Annotated in this window: 13 protein-coding genes and 1 pseudogene; 8 read left to right on the top strand and 6 right to left on the bottom strand. The window is 65.2% G+C overall.

Annotated elements, in window-relative coordinates:
* Positions 1-158 precede the first annotated feature (158 nt).
* Positions 159-2,945, bottom strand: a complete 2,787-nt coding sequence (locus JMY28_RS07855; RefSeq protein WP_201695352.1) for a glycoside hydrolase family 73 protein — start codon at positions 2,943-2,945, stop codon at positions 159-161.
* A gap of 513 nt (positions 2,946-3,458) precedes the next feature.
* Here JMY28_RS07855 and JMY28_RS07850 point away from each other — a divergent pair.
* Positions 3,459-3,905, top strand: coding sequence for a BspC domain-containing protein (locus JMY28_RS07850; RefSeq protein ID WP_201695351.1), 447 nt, complete (start codon positions 3,459-3,461; stop codon positions 3,903-3,905).
* Between the two features lie 105 nt (positions 3,906-4,010).
* Here JMY28_RS07850 and JMY28_RS07845 read toward each other — a convergent pair whose 3' ends face one another.
* From JMY28_RS07845 to JMY28_RS07835, 3 genes are all read right to left on the bottom strand, one after another.
* Complete coding sequence (locus JMY28_RS07845; protein WP_201695350.1) at positions 4,011-4,601, bottom strand: YceI family protein; 591 nt, start codon at positions 4,599-4,601, stop codon at positions 4,011-4,013.
* Positions 4,602-4,655: 54 nt separating this feature from the next.
* Positions 4,656-5,243 (bottom strand): YceI family protein, encoded by a 588-nt coding sequence (locus tag JMY28_RS07840; protein WP_201695603.1) that lies wholly within the window; start codon positions 5,241-5,243, stop codon positions 4,656-4,658.
* A 61-nt stretch (positions 5,244-5,304) separates the two neighbouring features.
* The gene (locus tag JMY28_RS07835; RefSeq protein WP_407945482.1) at positions 5,305-5,874 is read right to left on the bottom strand and encodes a cytochrome b; all 570 of its coding nucleotides are present in this window, start codon (positions 5,872-5,874) and stop codon (positions 5,305-5,307) included.
* A gap of 112 nt (positions 5,875-5,986) precedes the next feature.
* Between JMY28_RS07835 and JMY28_RS07830 the strand changes: the two genes are divergently transcribed.
* Together JMY28_RS07830 and JMY28_RS07825 are read left to right on the top strand one after the other, a co-directional pair.
* Positions 5,987-6,916 carry a LysR family transcriptional regulator gene (locus JMY28_RS07830; RefSeq protein WP_201695348.1) on the top strand — a complete coding sequence of 310 codons (930 nt, stop codon included), beginning with the start codon at positions 5,987-5,989 and terminating at the stop codon, positions 6,914-6,916.
* A 312-nt stretch (positions 6,917-7,228) separates the two neighbouring features.
* On the top strand, positions 7,229-7,609 hold the full coding sequence (locus JMY28_RS07825) for a hypothetical protein (RefSeq protein WP_201695347.1): 381 nt from the start codon (positions 7,229-7,231) through the stop codon (positions 7,607-7,609).
* Between the two features lie 90 nt (positions 7,610-7,699).
* On the opposite strand, the pseudogene JMY28_RS07820 reads toward JMY28_RS07825, so the two are convergent.
* Positions 7,700-8,320: pseudogene (locus JMY28_RS07820) on the bottom strand (ParB-like protein); the annotation flags it as partial.
* Between the two features lie 285 nt (positions 8,321-8,605).
* Here JMY28_RS07820 and JMY28_RS07815 point away from each other — a divergent pair.
* Entirely contained in the window at positions 8,606-9,421 is an 816-nt protein-coding gene (locus JMY28_RS07815; RefSeq protein WP_201695345.1) for a mechanosensitive ion channel family protein, read from the top strand.
* Between the two features lie 96 nt (positions 9,422-9,517).
* Here the strand turns inward: JMY28_RS07815 and JMY28_RS07810 are convergent, their stop codons facing one another.
* Complete coding sequence (locus JMY28_RS07810) at positions 9,518-10,204, bottom strand: DedA family protein (protein WP_201695344.1); 687 nt, start codon at positions 10,202-10,204, stop codon at positions 9,518-9,520.
* A 223-nt stretch (positions 10,205-10,427) separates the two neighbouring features.
* Between JMY28_RS07810 and mutL the strand changes: the two genes are divergently transcribed.
* From mutL to xylB, 4 genes are all read left to right on the top strand, one after another.
* Positions 10,428-12,566, top strand: a complete 2,139-nt coding sequence (gene mutL / locus JMY28_RS07805) for a DNA mismatch repair endonuclease MutL (protein WP_201695343.1) — start codon at positions 10,428-10,430, stop codon at positions 12,564-12,566.
* Entirely contained in the window at positions 12,563-13,543 is a 981-nt protein-coding gene (gene miaA, locus JMY28_RS07800) for a tRNA (adenosine(37)-N6)-dimethylallyltransferase MiaA (RefSeq protein WP_201695342.1), read from the top strand. Before mutL ends, miaA begins: the two co-directional genes overlap by 4 nt.
* Positions 13,544-13,785: 242 nt before the next feature.
* On the top strand, positions 13,786-15,192 hold the full coding sequence (dalD, locus tag JMY28_RS07795; protein WP_201695341.1) for a D-arabinitol 4-dehydrogenase: 1,407 nt from the start codon (positions 13,786-13,788) through the stop codon (positions 15,190-15,192).
* A 135-nt stretch (positions 15,193-15,327) separates the two neighbouring features.
* A complete protein-coding gene (gene xylB, locus JMY28_RS07790; protein ID WP_201695340.1) occupies positions 15,328-16,809 on the top strand; it encodes a xylulokinase in 1,482 nt (493 codons plus the stop codon).
* The last annotated feature ends 6 nt before the right edge of the window (positions 16,810-16,815 follow it).

The raw sequence follows: 16,815 nt of genomic DNA, 5'->3' as shown, positions 1-16,815 counted from the left end.
GGGAATATATATCCCTTGTTTTTCTGCGATATTGCTCGCGTCACCGCAGTCTGCTCTGGCCGTTTGGCAGAAAAGGGAAACGACCATCAGGGTTAACACAAACTGATTCGCCTTGCTCGAGAATTTTCTAAAATCAGGCATCTTATGCATAACCTCATTTAAAAATTATCGTATTGCGTGAGATTATCTGGATTGATATATCCGTCGATCAATTTTTGTCCGTAATTCGGCTCGGTCGCATAGTGTCCAGTCAAGCCGTTTGCGAAGCCAAAAGGATCGGGAAGCGCACTTCGTGCAATTGCGTAGGCACCTCCGGTTGCCAATAAGCGACCATGATAGTCAAACGCATCGTCAATACTCGCGAATTTTCTGAATGGCTGTGGTACGCGCTCTCGTATCCCATGAATGACCTCGGTTGTCATAGCCATCACATAGTTACCGCTTGCAATATCCTGGTGGTTCGCTTTGATACCAAATGGATTGTTGCTATCTGGCGGCATGTGGTGTCCATACCCACTCTCAAACGCCCATTGAGCCAAACTAATACACGCAGGAATTTGCCATTTTGTTTGTGCGAGTTGAGCTGCCTCAATAACGTCGGACGGATATCGTCCGTTACCTTGAACTTGTCGTCGAGCTTTTAAGAAATTTCCAATCAATCCAATCGGATGAATGTGCCAAACGTCTGCGCTGGCAGGAAAGCCCTTGACCGCGCTCACCTTGTCCCACCATTGCAGTTTCTTGATGCGCTCAAGCTCGGTCTGCCAGACCATCTTTCCGTTGCCCATCAGCCGCGACAGTGCCTCCCACTTGCCCATGTCGCCGCCCCATTCACTCTCGTAACGGAAGATCAGGTGCGAGATAGCCTCAGCAAGCCAGGGGGTCACAAGCGCCCTTCTCAGGTCAGCGGGCTTCACGCTGCCCTTGCCGTCGCCCTGGCTCTTTGCCGCCTTCGCCAGCTTGCCGATAAACTCCCCGGCGTTGACCGTTGCCGCCACAGGACTGAATTCCTTGTCCTCGCCGTCGAACAGCTGTTGCGTCTCAAACAGGTTGCGCCGGTACATGTCGATCAGGGGCGTGCCCGTCGTATCGACCGTATCGAATCCCGGCCACGCCCAGGGACTTTCCCACCGCGTATCAAGATGGTCCTTTTCACGCACCCAGCTATGCATCGTCCAGCCGTTCGTATCGCCCGCGTCAACTGACCACCATTGCGCGCCCTTGTCGTCCGTCGCGTTGGCGGGTTCGGAAAGCTGGTCAAGCTGGGCGCGCGAAAGCACCTGCTGGAAGCCAACCGCCTTGTCCTCGGCGTTGGCGAGCTGCAAAGGAAACTCTGTCCAGGTCTGGACAATTTCGCCGGCAACCTTGCCCGCATTCTTGCGCTCGACCCACAGTGGATTGCCTACGGGCGTGCCACTGGCGGGATGGGCGTGAGCGTGGCCGTGCCCCTGTGCGCTGGGCTGCGCCGGCATCCGGGTCGGCTGAACCTTGGCCCAGCATCCCTTACCGGGATCGCCTTTCGCAAGTGCGAGCGTGAGGCCCGCAAGGTCTGTATTGCGTTGCGCATCGGCGGGCTTGACCAGGTTCGCACCCTGCTGGATCACCAGCAGCGTTTTGCCGTCCGGCAGCTTCTTCGCCCGTTCCTTGCTCTTGCTGATGAAGTCGTTGATCTGCGCCCCGGTGAACACCTCGACGTGAAGCAACGGGCGGACCAGCTTGGGCGGCAGCAAACTCGCCTCGCTGGAGTTCTGGTACTCGCCCAGATAGCCCACCACATCGCCCGCGCTCACCTTGAACGGCGTATCGAGCACAACGACTGTATCCAGCGGTTTCGGATCGACTACCGCATCGAGTTCGTCCAGATTCACCCAGCCCGTTACCGCTCTCGGGTCCGGCGTGCGGCCCAAGACGGCAGCAACCGCCGCGCCCTTCGTGATGGCCGCAATCTGCGCCCAGCCTTTCGTGGCGTTGCCGACAGTCGTGAGTTCGCCGCCACGCGGCAGCAGGCCGATTACCGATCCCGATGCACGCTCGCAGATACGGATGCCGGTTTGTGGCGTATCGGTGTTCTGCGAAGCGTCTGCCGGGCTGCCTGGCGGCACGACGTAACGCACCTTGTCCTGATACTGCGACAGCGCGTGACCGCTTTCCAATGCCGGGTCTGACGTAACACCACCGAGCGCTGCGCCGCCGCCCAGCAGGGCCGCGCCCAGCCCGTCTGTAGGCTGCGCGAAGGCGAGCGGCGTATTGAGTTGCGGGGGCCGCGCCTGGTGGTCGCTCGCTTTCGCGCCCACACAGAAATGCCGTTCGCCCTGCCAGAAAGGCAGCGGTTGAATCGCCGGGGCGGATTGCGTGCCGCTCGCCTGCACCGCGTCCTGGTAGCCCTTCCAGTCGAGCTGGTGCATGTACAGGCTGTAGAACTCCAGCACTTCGTCGGCGTGCGGCTCATACGCCTTCGGAGCCTGCGTGCCGCTCGCGCCTGTCGGTGCGGCGGCCGGAGCCGATGCCCCCGACGCGCCAGCAGGAGACCCAGCAGGCGTCGGCGTGGGTGGCAGCACGAGCCGGTGGCGCACCAGCACAAAACCGGTCGAGTACAACGCGTAATGGGGCGGCGTGGTCGGATAGGTCAGTTCGGGGTAGGCTGAATCCAGCCGGTACGCCACCACCTCGCCATCAGCAATGACTTTGACGCCATCGCCCTGTTTGAGCACGCCGCCCGTGCCCGCGTCGAAGTGGATGCCGCCGTGATACATGCCGTTCAGACCCAGCGGATAGAATCCGCCGTCCGTATTGGCGAGTGCCTTGAGCCAGGTCTGCGGATCGGCTGGATTACCGGTTTTAGGGGCAAACGGGAAGCTCCAGTTCAGCGGCTGCCATTGTGGCTGCGGCGGAGGCGTGGGTGTCGCGGGCGCTGCCGGCTGATGCGGATGATGGTGGTTAGCCATGTGTCTTGCCTGCTCCTGTCAGTTCGGGGTGGACTGGCTCGCGCGTGCCGCGTCGCGATTTGGACTTTCTGCGCGTGCGCGAACTGATTCAGCGCGGCCCGGAACATCGGGACTCCAAAGCAGGAGAAGGCCGCGATGCGGGCCTGTTCAAAGCCCGTCCAGCGTTGATAACCCTTCAGGGGATTTCGCTTCAAGAGGCGTCCGCCCGAAAATCGCGATGGATTGACTGAGAGCAATGCAGCGAGCGAATGCCCGGGCGCCCGGCACGTCGCTAGGCGTGAACTTCGCCGTTGGCGCAGCGGACTTTTAATCCGTTGGTCACAGGTTCGAATCCCGTACGGCCTACCAAAGAATCAAACGAAAAGCCCAGTCTCCGGACTGGGCTTTTTGCTTTGCAGCGTACGGCGCCTCGCCCACAACCGGCCTTGGAAGGCTCGGCACGCGAGCATGCGTCCAGCATGTATACTCCGCCCTCCCCCGCCGTCCCCTCTCCGCTGCACAGGCCACGTCATCATGAAGTTCACGACCCTTGCCTGCGCTCTGCTCGCGCTTTTCTGGCTCAGTCTGCGCGTTCAGGCGCAAGTCCAACCGCAACCCGAAGACTACGAATACCTGCGCCGCATTCGCGTGCCGGACACCGTCGTCAATTGCGTTGCCGCGCTCGACCAGTGGGTGCACAAGGCGCAGCGCTACGATTCGCTCCTCGTGCCCGACCGCCGCGCGCTCTCGGCGAAGATCGAGCAGCCCACGCCCGTCAATGCCACGCCCGTGCCCGCCGCAAGCGATGCGCTCACGCCTGTCACGTCCATCGACACGTTGATCCACCTGCACGCCTTCGCCAAGGTGCGCGGCAAGTACGCCTGGGTTCCCGTGAAAGCCACCTGCGGTATCTGGCATTCGCACGTCGTCGATGTCGCGCTGTCGCCGCGCAGCACGCACGCAACGTCCCCAATCCACTGACGACACTTCGTACTACTTATCGCTACCAGTAACAAAAAAAGCCCGCGTGCCAAACAGCGCGCGGGCTTCGCATCGAGCGAGGCGCGGCCCACGCCGCGCGCAAACTCAGTCTGCCTTGACGCCTTCCACCTGGATCTGCAGCGTCGTAGCCGTCTTGAAGCCATACGACTGGCCCCAGTTCACGCCGTAGTCCGCGCGGTCGAATTGCGCCGACGCGTCCGCGCCGCACACTTCACGCTTGAGCATCGGGTTCTGGAAGCACTTGAACGAGTCGATCTTCAGGTTCAGCGGCTTCGTCACGCCGTGCAGCGTGAACGTGCCGATCACTTCCACGGGCTTGTCGCCGTCGAAGCGGATCGACGTGCCCTTGTAGGTCGCCGTCGGGTACTTCGCGGTGTCGAGGAATTCGCCCGAGCTCACATGCTTGTCGAGCTGCGAGTTGCCCGTATCGATCGACGACGCGTCGATCGTCACGTCCACCGTGCCCGTCTTCGCCGCGCGGTCGAGCGTGACGGTGCCCGAGCTCTTCGTGAACTTGCCGCGCCACACCGAGACGCCGCCGAAGTGATCGGCTTCGAAGCTCGGATACGTGTGCATCGGGTCGAGGTTGTAGGTCGTCGCAGCCGCGAGCGCGGGCGTGGCGACGAAGGCTGCGAGCGAGGCGGCAACGGCCGCGGCGAAAATCGTGGTCTTCATGAATCGATTCCTGGTGCGAAAGAAACTGAGTGAAAAAGCGATGCCGGTCGCGCTTCAGTGCGCGGCGGACACGATGTGAAACTTGATCTGCACGTCGTCGGCGACGATCGAGGTGTCCTTCCACTCGCCCGAGCCGATGCCGTACGCGAGGCGCTTGATGGGCAGCGTGCCGTCGAACACCTGGTTGGCGCCATCCTTGCGGTATTGCACCGGCACGACGACGTCGGTCGTCTTGCCTTTGATGGTCAGCTTGCCGGCCACCGTGAACGCGCCGTTCGCGCCCGGCTTGATTTGCGTGGAGACGAAGCTCGCGTGCGGGAAATGTGAGGCGTCGAACCACTCGTCGCCGGCGACCTCCTTGTTGTATTCCGGAGCGCCGATGTCGAAGCTCGCCACCTCGACGTCGAGCTTCGCGCTCGATGCCGCGACGTTCGCCGGATCGAAGCGCACGTCGGCGGTGAAGTGGTTGAAGCGCCCTTCGACCGGCACGTTCATCTGCTTGAACACGGCGGTCACGGAGTTCTTCGCGGCTTCGGCCGCGGCGTTGGCGTTCGTGGTGAAAGTCGTGGCAAAAGCTGCGCCGGCGGCGAGCGCCGCGCCGAGTGCGACGACAGAAGCGGTATGGGCAAGACGCTGGATCATGATCAGTCGGTCCAAGGTGGGAAGCATCGGGAAAGGGATACGGCGCGTGCGCGCCGCAAAGTCAGTCGCGCGGCGTGCCGAACGGCAGCATGCGCGCGAGGATGTTCTGGCGGTCGATCAACTGGTGCTTGATGACGGCGAGCACGTGCAGCACGACCACGGTGAGCAAGGTGTAGTTCAGCGAGATATGCACGATGCGCAGCACACCCTTGAGCGCGGTGTCGGGGGCGATCAGCACGGGCAGCGGCCAGATGCCGAGGTACACGACCTGAATGCCGGCCGCCGAGCTATAGAGGTAACCCGTCACCGGAATCGCGACCATCAGCACGTAGAGCGCGGCGTGGCCCAGATGCGCGGCGAGCCTTTCCCAACCATGCATGGAGCCGGGCAACGCGGGGGCGGCATGCGTGACGCGCCAGAGAATGCGCACGAGCACCAGCGCGAGCACGGTCACGCCAATCCATTTGTGCCACGAGAAGTAGCGCAGCTTGGTAGGCGTGATGCCGGGAATGTCGGTCATGACCCAGCCGAGCGCAAAGCCCCATACGATCAACGCGGCGATCAGCCAGTGCAGCAGCATGGCAATGCCGCTATAGCGGCCGGCGGGCTTGACGTGAGGGTTCATCGGCATACGACTCCAATATTCGAGGTGTGCACTTTACCCGGCCAAACCTATTCAAACAATCGTCTAAAATGGATGGTTATCATCCACTTTTTCGATAGTTCAAAAAGGACCGCACCTCGTGGACCGCACCTCGGATCGCTCCCCTAGCCTCGAGCAGCTGCGCGCGCTGATCGCCGTCGCCGAAACCGGCAGCTTCTCGGCGGCGGCGCGTCAGCTCGACCGCGCCCAGTCGGTGGTCAGCTATACGATCGCCAATCTCGAGGCGCTGCTGGGCGTCGCACTGTTCGAGCGCGGCAAGCGCAAGCCACAACTCACGGCCGCCGGCCGCGCGATCCTCGCCGACGCGCGCCGCCTCGATCTGCTCATGGGTCAGCTTAACGCCAAGGCGGCCGGCCTGCAGAGGGGGCTGGAAGGCGAGGTTTCGCTGGCCGTCGACGTGATGTTTCCGTCGCAGCGGCTCGTCGAGGCGCTCCAGGCGTTCGCGTTCACATTTCCCACCGTCGCACTGAATCTCACCATGGAAGCGCTTGGCGGCGTGCTCAAGCTCGTGCTCGACGGCGATTGCGCGGTGGGCATCAGCGGGCCGAACCACAACTGGCCGCATGTGATCGAGGCACAGTCCATCGGCACCGTGGAACTCGTGCTCGTGGCCGCCCCCTGCCATCCGCTCGCCAAGGCGGAGCATCCCGTGCGTATTTCGGATGCACGCGAGCACACGCAGTTGGTCCTCACCGACCGCAGCCGCCTCACCGAAGGCCAAAACTTCGGCGTGTACAGCAATCGTGCGTGGAAGCTCGGTGACCTCGGCGCCAAGCACCGACTGCTGCTCGCGGGCTTAGGCTGGGGATCGATGCCGAAGCATCTCGTGGAAGCCGATCTCGAAGCCGGGCGGCTCGTGCGCGTCGCGCTCGCGGACCGGCGCTCGGTGAGCTACAACATCTCGCTGATCCATCGCACCGACGCGGCACGCGGCCCCGCCAGCGAGTGGCTCTGCCACTACCTGACGCAAGGCACACCGCCGCAAGCGCCGTTGCCCGACGCGCGCTGAGGGCCAACGGCGGGCGAGCAGCGGGCCAGCGATGGCCCAATGGCGCCTCAGCGCGGCGCCTAAGAGTTGTACGTACGCAACCCCGCGCACGCCTGACAATGCTTCACAAACCCACGCGAGCCCCGTCACGCCGAGCTCGCGCGGCGACCGACGCTGACCGCGCGCCATCGACCTTCGTGCGCCCGCATTTATCGAGATGGACCTCCGTGCCAGGATCGCGCCACCGCTCGCCGGGAGCGTGGGCATGCGCACCGCCGCAAGCCCCGAACACCCAGCGCGAGCTTTGCGTCACGCGCCCGGTCACTTCGCATCATGGTCAACTTCATCTGCTTTCTGTTCTGGAATCTCGCCTTGCTCTTCGCCGTGCGCGTGGGTAGCTGGCTCATCGTCTGCGCGCGGCCCGATCTCACGCTCAATGGCACGCACATCTTCGCCGGCTTGATGGCGATTGCACTCGCGTTCGACACGGCGGTCACCTTCCTCGTGTTCGCCGATGCCGGTGGGCCGTGGCAAGCGCACAATCCGAGCGAGACTTACCCGGAGCGCGCGTTCGCCTACGCGCTCGCTGCATTGATGGCAATGCTGATCGCGTGGCATGCGCGCCGGCAGGCCTCACGCAAGACGCGCAATGGGCCGGCTGGCGCGCAGGCAATCGAAACGTCTCCCTACAGCGAATCGACGCTGCCAATGTAAGGCGCGACGTCCGCTTCAGCTCTTTTTGACCTTGGCAGGCTTGTCCACCTTGGCCGCCTTGCCTGGCGCCGCCGGCACGCCAGTCGCCGCGGCTGGCACCACCCCCGACCAGCCCGGCAAATAACGCGCCTCGGGATTGTGTGCGTGCGAAAGCGCGTCGGCGAGCGCCGCGTCGAAGTCTTTGCGCAAGCGCATTTCGGATACCTTACGACGCAGATAGTCGGCCCACAGGAATTCGCTGAACGGCGTCGTGTCCTTCGCGTAGCCGCCCGACGTGCGCAACTCGCCCGCGAGGCTGCGATACGGATCGTCCGCAAGCCCGAGGAGCTGCTTCGGCAGCTGGTCGAATTCGCAGCGCTTGCCTGAGGCATCGAACGGATGCACCCACTGGTTGTGTTCCATCATGCGCCAGAAGATGGTGGGCTCGAGCCACGAGAGATCCTTGAGCACGGTCACTCGCACGCTCTCCACCGATTCTTCGAGCCACGCGCGGCCAAGGTGGTGGTGATCGACCACGTAGTAGCGCGACTTCGGCCCGAGCACGGCGGGAAACCAGTGCGAGTCGATTGCCGCCGCGCGGCCTTTCTTGTCGAGCGCTTGCCAATGCGCGCGCTTGGCGTTCACCTCCCGAAAGCCCACCGTGATCTGCGTGGGGCGAAGCTCGTCGAGCTTCACGGTGATGAGATGGAGATCGGTGTTCTGAAGGTTCATGGCGGGCCTCCTTTTTCGAGTCGGTTAGTGTCAGTGTCGATCGCGCAACGATACAGCCGAACGGCCATGCACGCCGTATCAATTGAACAGGTGCTACGCGCTCCGTGCGCCGGGTCAACCCTCAGGCCGCTGGGCACGTTGGATGCGCGCTTTTTTCAGTTCGCCTATAAATGCTCCAGGGACAGACGACGCCAGCCACGAGGCGCGCCGCACTCCCCGCGAATGTCAGTTGCAGGTCTTTTCCGGCTCGGTCAACGGCAATTCCACGGCACAAGCGAGGGCATTTTGAATCTCGAAACCATCCGCGTATTCATCATGACCCGGGGCATCGACTTCGGGACCAAGGTCCTGGCGGCGATCGTCCTGTGGATCATCGGGCGCTGGGCCATCAACCTCGTCGCCGGTTTGCTGCGCAAGGTGCTCGCGCGCAACGAGCGCGTCGACCCCACGCTCGCGCATTACCTCAGTTCGATCCTCGCCGCCATCTTGAACCTGCTGCTGGTCCTCGCGATCCTCCAGGTGTTCGGCGTGCAGACCACCTCGTTCGCCGCGCTCCTCGCCGGTCTCGGCCTCGCCATCGGCACGGCGTGGGGCGGCCTGCTCGCGCATTTCGCGGCGGGCGTGTTCATGCAGGTGCTGCGGCCGTTCAAGGTAGGCGACTTCGTGACGGCCGGGGGCGTGACGGGCACCGTGAAGGAGCTCGGCATCTTCGGCACGACCATCGTCTCGCCGGACAACGTGGTCAACATCGTCGGCAACAACAAGATCTTCTCGGACACCATCTCGAACTACAGCGCGACGTCCGTGCGCCGCGTCGAGCTGACAGCGAAGATCGCCAACGGTGTCGATCCCGTCGACGCAACGAACCGCCTGCGCGCGGCCATCGCGAAGATTCCAAACGTTTCGCAGGAGCCGGCGCCCGACGTCGAGATCCTCTCGTTCACGCCTGAAGGCCCACTGCTGGCCGTGCGGCCCTACACGAACAACGACACCTACTGGCAGGTCTACTTCGACACCAACCGCGCGATCGTCGAGACCTTCAAGGACGCGGGCTACCCCACGCCCGAAACGCCCACGATCATTCGCCGCGTGGGCTCATAACACGCAGGGTTCAACGCGCTCGCCAAAGCAAAACGGCATCGCCTTCGCAGGCGATGCCGTTTCTCATTACGTTGTCGCTTTAGAGGCGACGGGCGCTCAACTACCGTTGGGCTTGCGCACGGCGCCGCCGCGCGAGTCCTTGCGCAGCATCTTCCACACGCCGCCAATCAGGATCGGCACGATCGCGGCTCCAATGCCGACCAGCACGATCACGTTGAGGTACTGGCGAATGAACGGAATGTTGCCGAAGAAGTAGCCGAGCAGCACGAGCAGCAACACCCAGAACAGCGCGCCCGTGATCGTGAAGAACTGAAAGCGTCGCATGCTCATTTGCGAGACGCCCGCCACGAACGGCGCGAACGTACGCACGACAGGAATGAAGCGCGCGAGCACGATGGTCTTGCCGCCGTGACGCTCGTAGAATTCGTGCGTTTTCTGCAGTGCGGCGCGATCGAGGAAGCGTTCGAGCACAGGAATGTGCGTATTGAACACCTTCGGCCCGATGGCGCGCCCAATCAGATAGTTGACCGTATTGCCAAGGACCGCCGCCACGAGCAGCAACACGATCAGCAGGCCGAGATTCATTTCATGCGTGGCGGCAAACGCGCCGCCGATGAAAAGCAGCGAGTCGCCCGGCAGGAACGGCAGCACCACGAGTCCGGTTTCGCAGAACACGATCAGGAACAGCACCGCGTAGACCCAGCCGCCGTATTGCTGGATGAAGACACCGAGAAACTTGTCGATGTGCAAGACAAGATTGAAGAACTGCAGAAGCGTATCCAAAAGTGTCCCTTATTGATCATGGGCCGCGCCCCTGAAAAAACGCGTTCGCCCAGTGTTGCGCGAGAAGCAAAATTGACCGCGCCATGATACCGAAAGTGCCAGGCCGTCACGAAAAATTCCCGCCAATTTCGGTGAATTCGCGCACAAAGCGACGCTGGATGGCGATTTTAGGGGCGTAGATGGGCGTCAGGTCACGCAGCGCCGACTCGCTATAATTACGCGCATGTCTTCGAATTCCGAACCCACCGGCGCCGTGCCGGATTCCGCCAACGCCGCCGACGCGGCCAGCACGACCAGCGCCGCCGTCGCGTCGCGCGCCGCGCAGCCCGCGCGCGCGATCCAGGCGTTGCCCGATCAGCTCATCAGCCAGATCGCCGCGGGCGAAGTGGTCGAGCGGCCCGCCTCCGTCGTCAAGGAACTGCTCGAAAACGCGCTCGACGCGGGAGCGAGCACGCTGCGCATCCTGCTCGACGAGGGCGGCGTGAAGCGCATCTCCATCGCCGACGACGGCTGCGGCATTCCCGAAGCCGAGTTGCCGCTCGCGCTCATGCGCCACGCCACGAGCAAGATCCGCTCGCTCGCCGAACTGGAGAGCGTCGCGACGCTCGGGTTCCGCGGCGAAGCGCTGGCGTCGATCGCCTCGGTGGCCGAGATGTCGATCACGAGCCGCAGCGCCGATGCGCCGCACGCCGTGAAGATCGAGGGGCACACGGGAGCGATCTCGCCGGCAGCGGGCGGTCAGGGCACGACCATCGAAGTGCGCGAGCTGTACTTCAATACGCCCGCGCGCCGCAAATTTCTGAAGAGCGAGCAGACCGAACTGGGCCACTGCCTCGAGATGATCCGCCGCAGCGCGCTCGCGCGCCCCGACGTAGCGATCTCGGTGCTGCACAACGGCCGCGCGGTCGAGCACTGGAATGCGAGCGATCCAGCCACGCGAGTCTCGAAAATTCTCGGCGAAGTCTTCGCCACGGCGCACCTGCCGCTCGACGAGCGCGCCGGGCCGCTCGCCGTATACGGCTGCGCGGGTCTGCCCACGGCGAGCCGCAACCGCGCCGACCAGCAGTACTTCTTCGTGAACGGCCGCTTCGTGCGCGACAAGCTGCTCACGCACGCAGTGCGCTCGGCCTACGAGGACGTGCTGCACGGCGAGCGCTATCCATCGTACGTGCTGTTCCTCGACCTGCCGCCCGAAGCCGTCGACGTGAACGTGCATCCCTCGAAGATCGAGGTGCGTTTTCGCGACTCGCGCTCGATTCACCAGTTCGTGTTCCATGCCGTGCAGCGCGCGCTCGCGCGCCACGCGGGCGCTTCGCCCGAGACGACCTCGGGCGGCCACGCGGCCGCGCTCATCGAGCCGCGCGCCTTGCCGGGCGCCGGGGTGCTGGGCGCCTCGGTCGGGCTGGCGTCGGGTGCGGCCGACTACCCGCGCGCAGGCGCAGCGGGCGGCTTCGGCGCGGACGGCAAGTTTGGCACCGCAAGCGTGGCGAGCAGCTTCGGCGGCGGCGCGGGTGACGCGCTCTCGCGCGCGTCTGGCTTTGGCGCTGCAAACGCAGGCGGCGCCAACGCGAGCAGCGGCAACACCTGGCTGCGCCAGTCGCGCATGACGCAAGGCAGCCTGCCTGTCGCGCAGCCGCTCGCGCTCTATGACGCGTTGTTCGGCCGCAAGGACGTCGGCGCGGGCACGGCGCAGGGCTCGACCGTGCCGCAGGCGCAAGACGTCGCAGCCGATGCATTCGCCGCCGGCGCGCCGCACGCCGGCTTCGAAGCGGGCGAGGACAACCCGCTCGGCTTCGCGCTCGGGCAGGTGCACGGGATCTACGTGCTCGCGCAAAACGCGCGCGGCCTCGTGATCGTCGACATGCACGCCGCGCACGAGCGCATTCTCTACGAGCAGTTCAAGCAGGCTCTCGCCGAGCGCGCGCTCGCCGTGCAGCCCTTGCTGATCCCGATCTCGATGACGGCCGACCCCGTCGAAACGGGCACCGTCGAGGAAGAAAAAGCGACGCTCGAAGCGCTAGGCTTCGACCTCGCCGTGCTTTCGCCCACGTCGATCGCGATCCGCGCGGTGCCCGCGCTCCTCAAGGACGCCGATCTCCAGGCGCTCGCGCGCGCCGTGCTCGCCGATCTGCACGAGTACGGCGGCTCGCGTGTACTCACCGAGCGCCAGCACGAGATGCTCGGCACGCTCGCCTGCCATCATGCGGTGCGCGCGAACCGGCGTCTCACGCTCGACGAGATGAACGCGCTCCTGCGCCAGATGGAAACAACCGAGCGCGCCGACCAGTGCAACCACGGCCGGCCGACCTGGTATCAGCTCACGCTCGCCGATCTCGATCGGCTCTTCATGCGCGGTCAATGACGCAGTCCACGAAACAAGCCGGAGAAGCGTTGCCCGTCGCGTGCCTGCTCGGCCCCACGGCCTCAGGCAAGACGGCGGCTGCGCTCGCGTATGCCGCGCAGTCGGCGGCGCGCGGACGGACGGTTGAGATCGTGAGCGTCGATTCGGCGCTCGTGTACCGCGAGATGGACATCGGCACCGCGAAGCCGAGCGCCGCGGAGCGCGCGGCCGCCGCGCATCATCTGATCGATATCGTCGATCCTCTGGATGCCTATTCGGCCGCCGACTTTCGCGCCGATGCGCTGCGCGTGACGGGCGAGATCGTCGCGCGCGGGAACGTGCCGCTGCTCGTGGGCGGGACGATGCTGTACTACAAGGCACTCACACAAGGCCTGAACGACCTGCCCTCGGCCGATCCCGCCGTGCGTGCGCAACTCGACGCCGAAGCCGCACGCGACGGCTGGCCCGCCATGCACGCCCGCCTCGCGCAGGTCGATCCCGCCACGGCCGCGCGCCTGGCCCCGAACGACTCGCAGCGCATTCAGCGGGCGCTCGAAATTTTCATGCTGAGCGGGCAGCCGATGTCGGTGCTGCTCGCCACGCCGTCCACGCGCGAGGACAAAGCCGCGCGCTATCGCTTCGTGCCGGTCGCGCTCGAGCCGTCCGATCGCAGTGTGCTGCACGCGCGCATCGAAGCGCGTTTCGACGCGATGCTCGCGGGCGGTCTCATCGACGAGGTGAAGACGCTGTGCGCGCGCGGCGACCTGAATCCCAACCTGCCGTCCATGCGCTGCGTGGGCTATCGCCAGGTGTGGGAATACCTCGATGGCGAGGTGGACTACGCCACCATGCGCGACAAGGGCGTGTTCGCCACGCGCCAACTCTGCAAGCGCCAACTCACATGGCTGCGTGCGATGCCGGAGCGCATGGTCGTGGATTGCTGCGCGCAAGATGCAACCGCACAGGCAGTCGCGGCGGTGGAGCGGATTGGCGGCTGAAACCGCCGGCCCTTTTTCCCCTGCGTTTTACTCCCGGGCGCTTTGTGCGCCACAACATCCCCCAGCAACATTCACTCGACGCGCGTTCGTCAATCGCACGCGCGCCGTCCCCCGCCGCAGCGCGCCACCGAAAGCCGCCCTCGCCGCTTGACTTTCGATCGACCGGATACGATCATTCGTTCATCACTAGAGCAATTGCTCAGGCTTGAGCCGCCAGGCCGCTTTGAGTTAGGAGACACCGAATGAACACCGAACGCAGCAATGCGAACGTGATCCTGCACATCGGCGCCGGGTCGTTTCACCGGGCGCATCAGGCGTGGTATCTGCATCGCGTGAACCTTGCGCGCAAGCCCGACGAGGCCGCCTGGTCGCTCAGCGTCGGCAATATCCGCTCCGACATGAACGCCGTGATGGATGCGCTAGCCGCGCAGAACGGCGCCTACACGCTCGAAACGGTCACGCCGCAGGGCGAGCGCGCCTACGAGACGATCCGCTCGATCACACGCGTGCTGCCGTGGTCCGCCGATCTCGCGAGCCTGATCGACGCAGGCGCCGACTCGAACTGCAAGATCATCGCGTTCACGGTGACCGAAGGCGGCTATTACCTCGACGAACACGACCGCCTCGACACCGCGAACCCCGATCTCGCCGCCGACCTCAGCGGCGGCCGCACGACGATTTACGGTACGCTCGCAGCGATCCTCGAAGCGCGCATGGCGCGCGACGGCGGCCCCGTCACACTGCAGACCTGCGACAACCTGCGCAGCAACGGCAAGCGCTTTCACGCGGGCATGCGCGAGTTCCTTGCGCTGCGAGGCGCGACGGATCTGCGCGACTGGTTCGACGTGAACACGGCGTGCCCCGACTCCATGGTCGACCGCATCACGCCGCGCCCCACACCCGACGTGCGCGAGCGCGTGAAGGCCGCAACCGGCGTGGACGACGCCTGCCCCGTGATGGGCGAGGCCTTCATCCAGTGGGTGATCGAGGATCACTTCTGCGCGGGGCGGCCCGCCTGGGAGCGCGCGGGCGCGGAGATGGTCGAATCGGTAATGCCCTATGAGGAAGCGAAGATCCGCATCCTCAACGCCACGCACAGCTGCATTGCGTGGGCGGGCACGCTCGTCGGGCTCGACTTCATCCACGAAGGCAGCAACGACGCCGACATCCGCACCTTCGCGCGCGAGTACGTGAGCGAGGACGTGATCCCCTGCCTCACCCCCAGCCCGCTCGATCTCGCGCAGTATCGCGACGTCGTGCTCGAACGCTTCAGCAATCCCTACATCCAGGACACGAACCAGCGCGTGGCCGCCGACGGCTACTCGAAGATCCCCGGCTTCATCGCGCCCACGCTCGCGCAACGCATCGCCAGCGGCGCGACGCCTGCCGCCACGGCCATGCTGCCCGCGCTCTTCCTGCGCTTTCTGGAGCGCTGGCACAAGGGCACGCTGCCCTACAGTTACCAGGACGGCGTGATGGACGAAGCGGCCGTGCACCGCATGTTCGATAGCGGCGACCCCGTCTCGACTTTTCTCGGCGACAAGCTGCTCTGGGGCGGCCTCGCCGGCAACCCGACGCTGGGCGGCGCCGTGCGCGGCGCGCTCACGCGCGTCGACCAGTGGCTCGCCTCACGCGGTTGCAGCGTGTGAAGCCATACCGCGGCGTAATCAGTAATAACTGCGCCCTAACACCTGCGCCAAGCGCGCCCTCCGGGTCGGCGCGCATGGCGTCGCGCACGGTGCGCGGCTAAAGTAGCGCAACTTCATCACGACTTCAGCGCGCCTATGTATCTCGGCATCGACCTCGGCACCTCCGAAGTGAAAGTCCTGCTGCTGGCGCCCGACGGCCGCGTGATCGGCACTGCCGGCACGCCCTTCGTCGTCTCGCGAGCGCATCCGCGCTGGTCCGAGCAGAATCCCGCCGACTGGTGGGACGGCACGCGCCGCGCGCTCGCCGCATTGCGCGAGGCGCATCCGCACGAATTCGCGCAGGTGCGCGGTATCGGCCTTTCCGGACAGATGCACGGCGCCGTGCTGCTCGACGCGCACGACAACGTATTGCGCCCCGCGATCCTCTGGAACGACATGCGCGCGGTGGACGAATGCGCCGAGCTCACCGCGCGCGCGCCGCAGCTGCATCGCATTGCGGGCAATCTCGCCATGCCGGGCTTCACCGCACCCAAGCTGCTGTGGGTCGCGCGCCACGAACCGCAGATCTTTCGCGAAACGGCCTGCGTGCTCCTGCCAAAAGACTATCTGCGCCTGCAACTCACGGGCGGCAAGGTCTCCGATCCATCGGACGCCGCGGGCACGCTCTGGCTCGACGTGGCCAAACGCGACTGGTCCGACGCGCTGCTCGACGCCTGCAACATGACGCGCGCGCAAATGCCCGCGCTCGCCGAAGGCAGCGCGCCCTCCGGCACGCTCCTGCCCGCGCTCGCGCGCGAATTCGGCCTGCGCGAAGACGTGGTCGTCGCAGCGGGCGGCGGCGACAACGCGACGAGCGCCATCGGCATCGGTGCGACGCAGCCCGGCGACGGCTTCGTCTCGCTCGGCACCTCGGGCGTGCTCTGCGTGGTGGGCGACCGCTTCCGGCCCAACCCGGCTTCCGCCGTGCACGCGTTCTGTCACGCGATTCCGGACCGCTGGCACCAGATGAGCGTCGTGCTTTCGGCGGCGAGCTGCCTGCGCTGGGTCTGCAAGCTCACGGGCACGAACGAGCCCACGCTGCTCGCCGAAGTCGAGCAGCTCAGCGCGCCAACGCTCGCCGAAGCCCCGCTCTTCCTGCCGTATCTCTCGGGCGAGCGCACGCCGCACAACGACCCGTATGCGCAGGGCGTATTCTTCGGCATGACCCACGCGACCGACCGCGCGCTGCTCGGCTACGCCGTGCTCGAAGGCGTAACGCTCGCGCTCACCGACGGTCTCGACGCGCTCGCGGCCGCAGGCACCGAAGTGGGCGCGCTGTCGATGCTGGGCGGCGGCGCGCGCAGTGGCTACTGGGCGCAACTGGTTGCGGACGCATTCAATACGCCCACACGCCAGCACGGCGGCGGCGAGACGGGCGCGGCGCTCGGTGCAGCGCGCCTCGGCTGGCTCGCGGCGGGCGGCGACGCGCGCGAGGTGCTGACGAAGCCGCCCGTGGTGGCCGAGTACACGCCGAACGCCTCGCGCCATGCGGCGCTGCGCGAGCGTCTCACCGCCTACCGCGCGCTATACCGCCACGTGCGCCCACTCTTCGAGCCCTCACGCGAACGCCTCGCGTAAGTCCAG

It is taken from the genome of Paraburkholderia hiiakae, assembly GCF_904848665.1.
Taxonomy (GTDB): Bacteria; Pseudomonadota; Gammaproteobacteria; order Burkholderiales; family Burkholderiaceae; genus Paraburkholderia; species Paraburkholderia hiiakae.
Note: the sequence above shows the minus strand (reverse complement) of the source record. Positions and strands in the feature narration are given on the sequence as shown.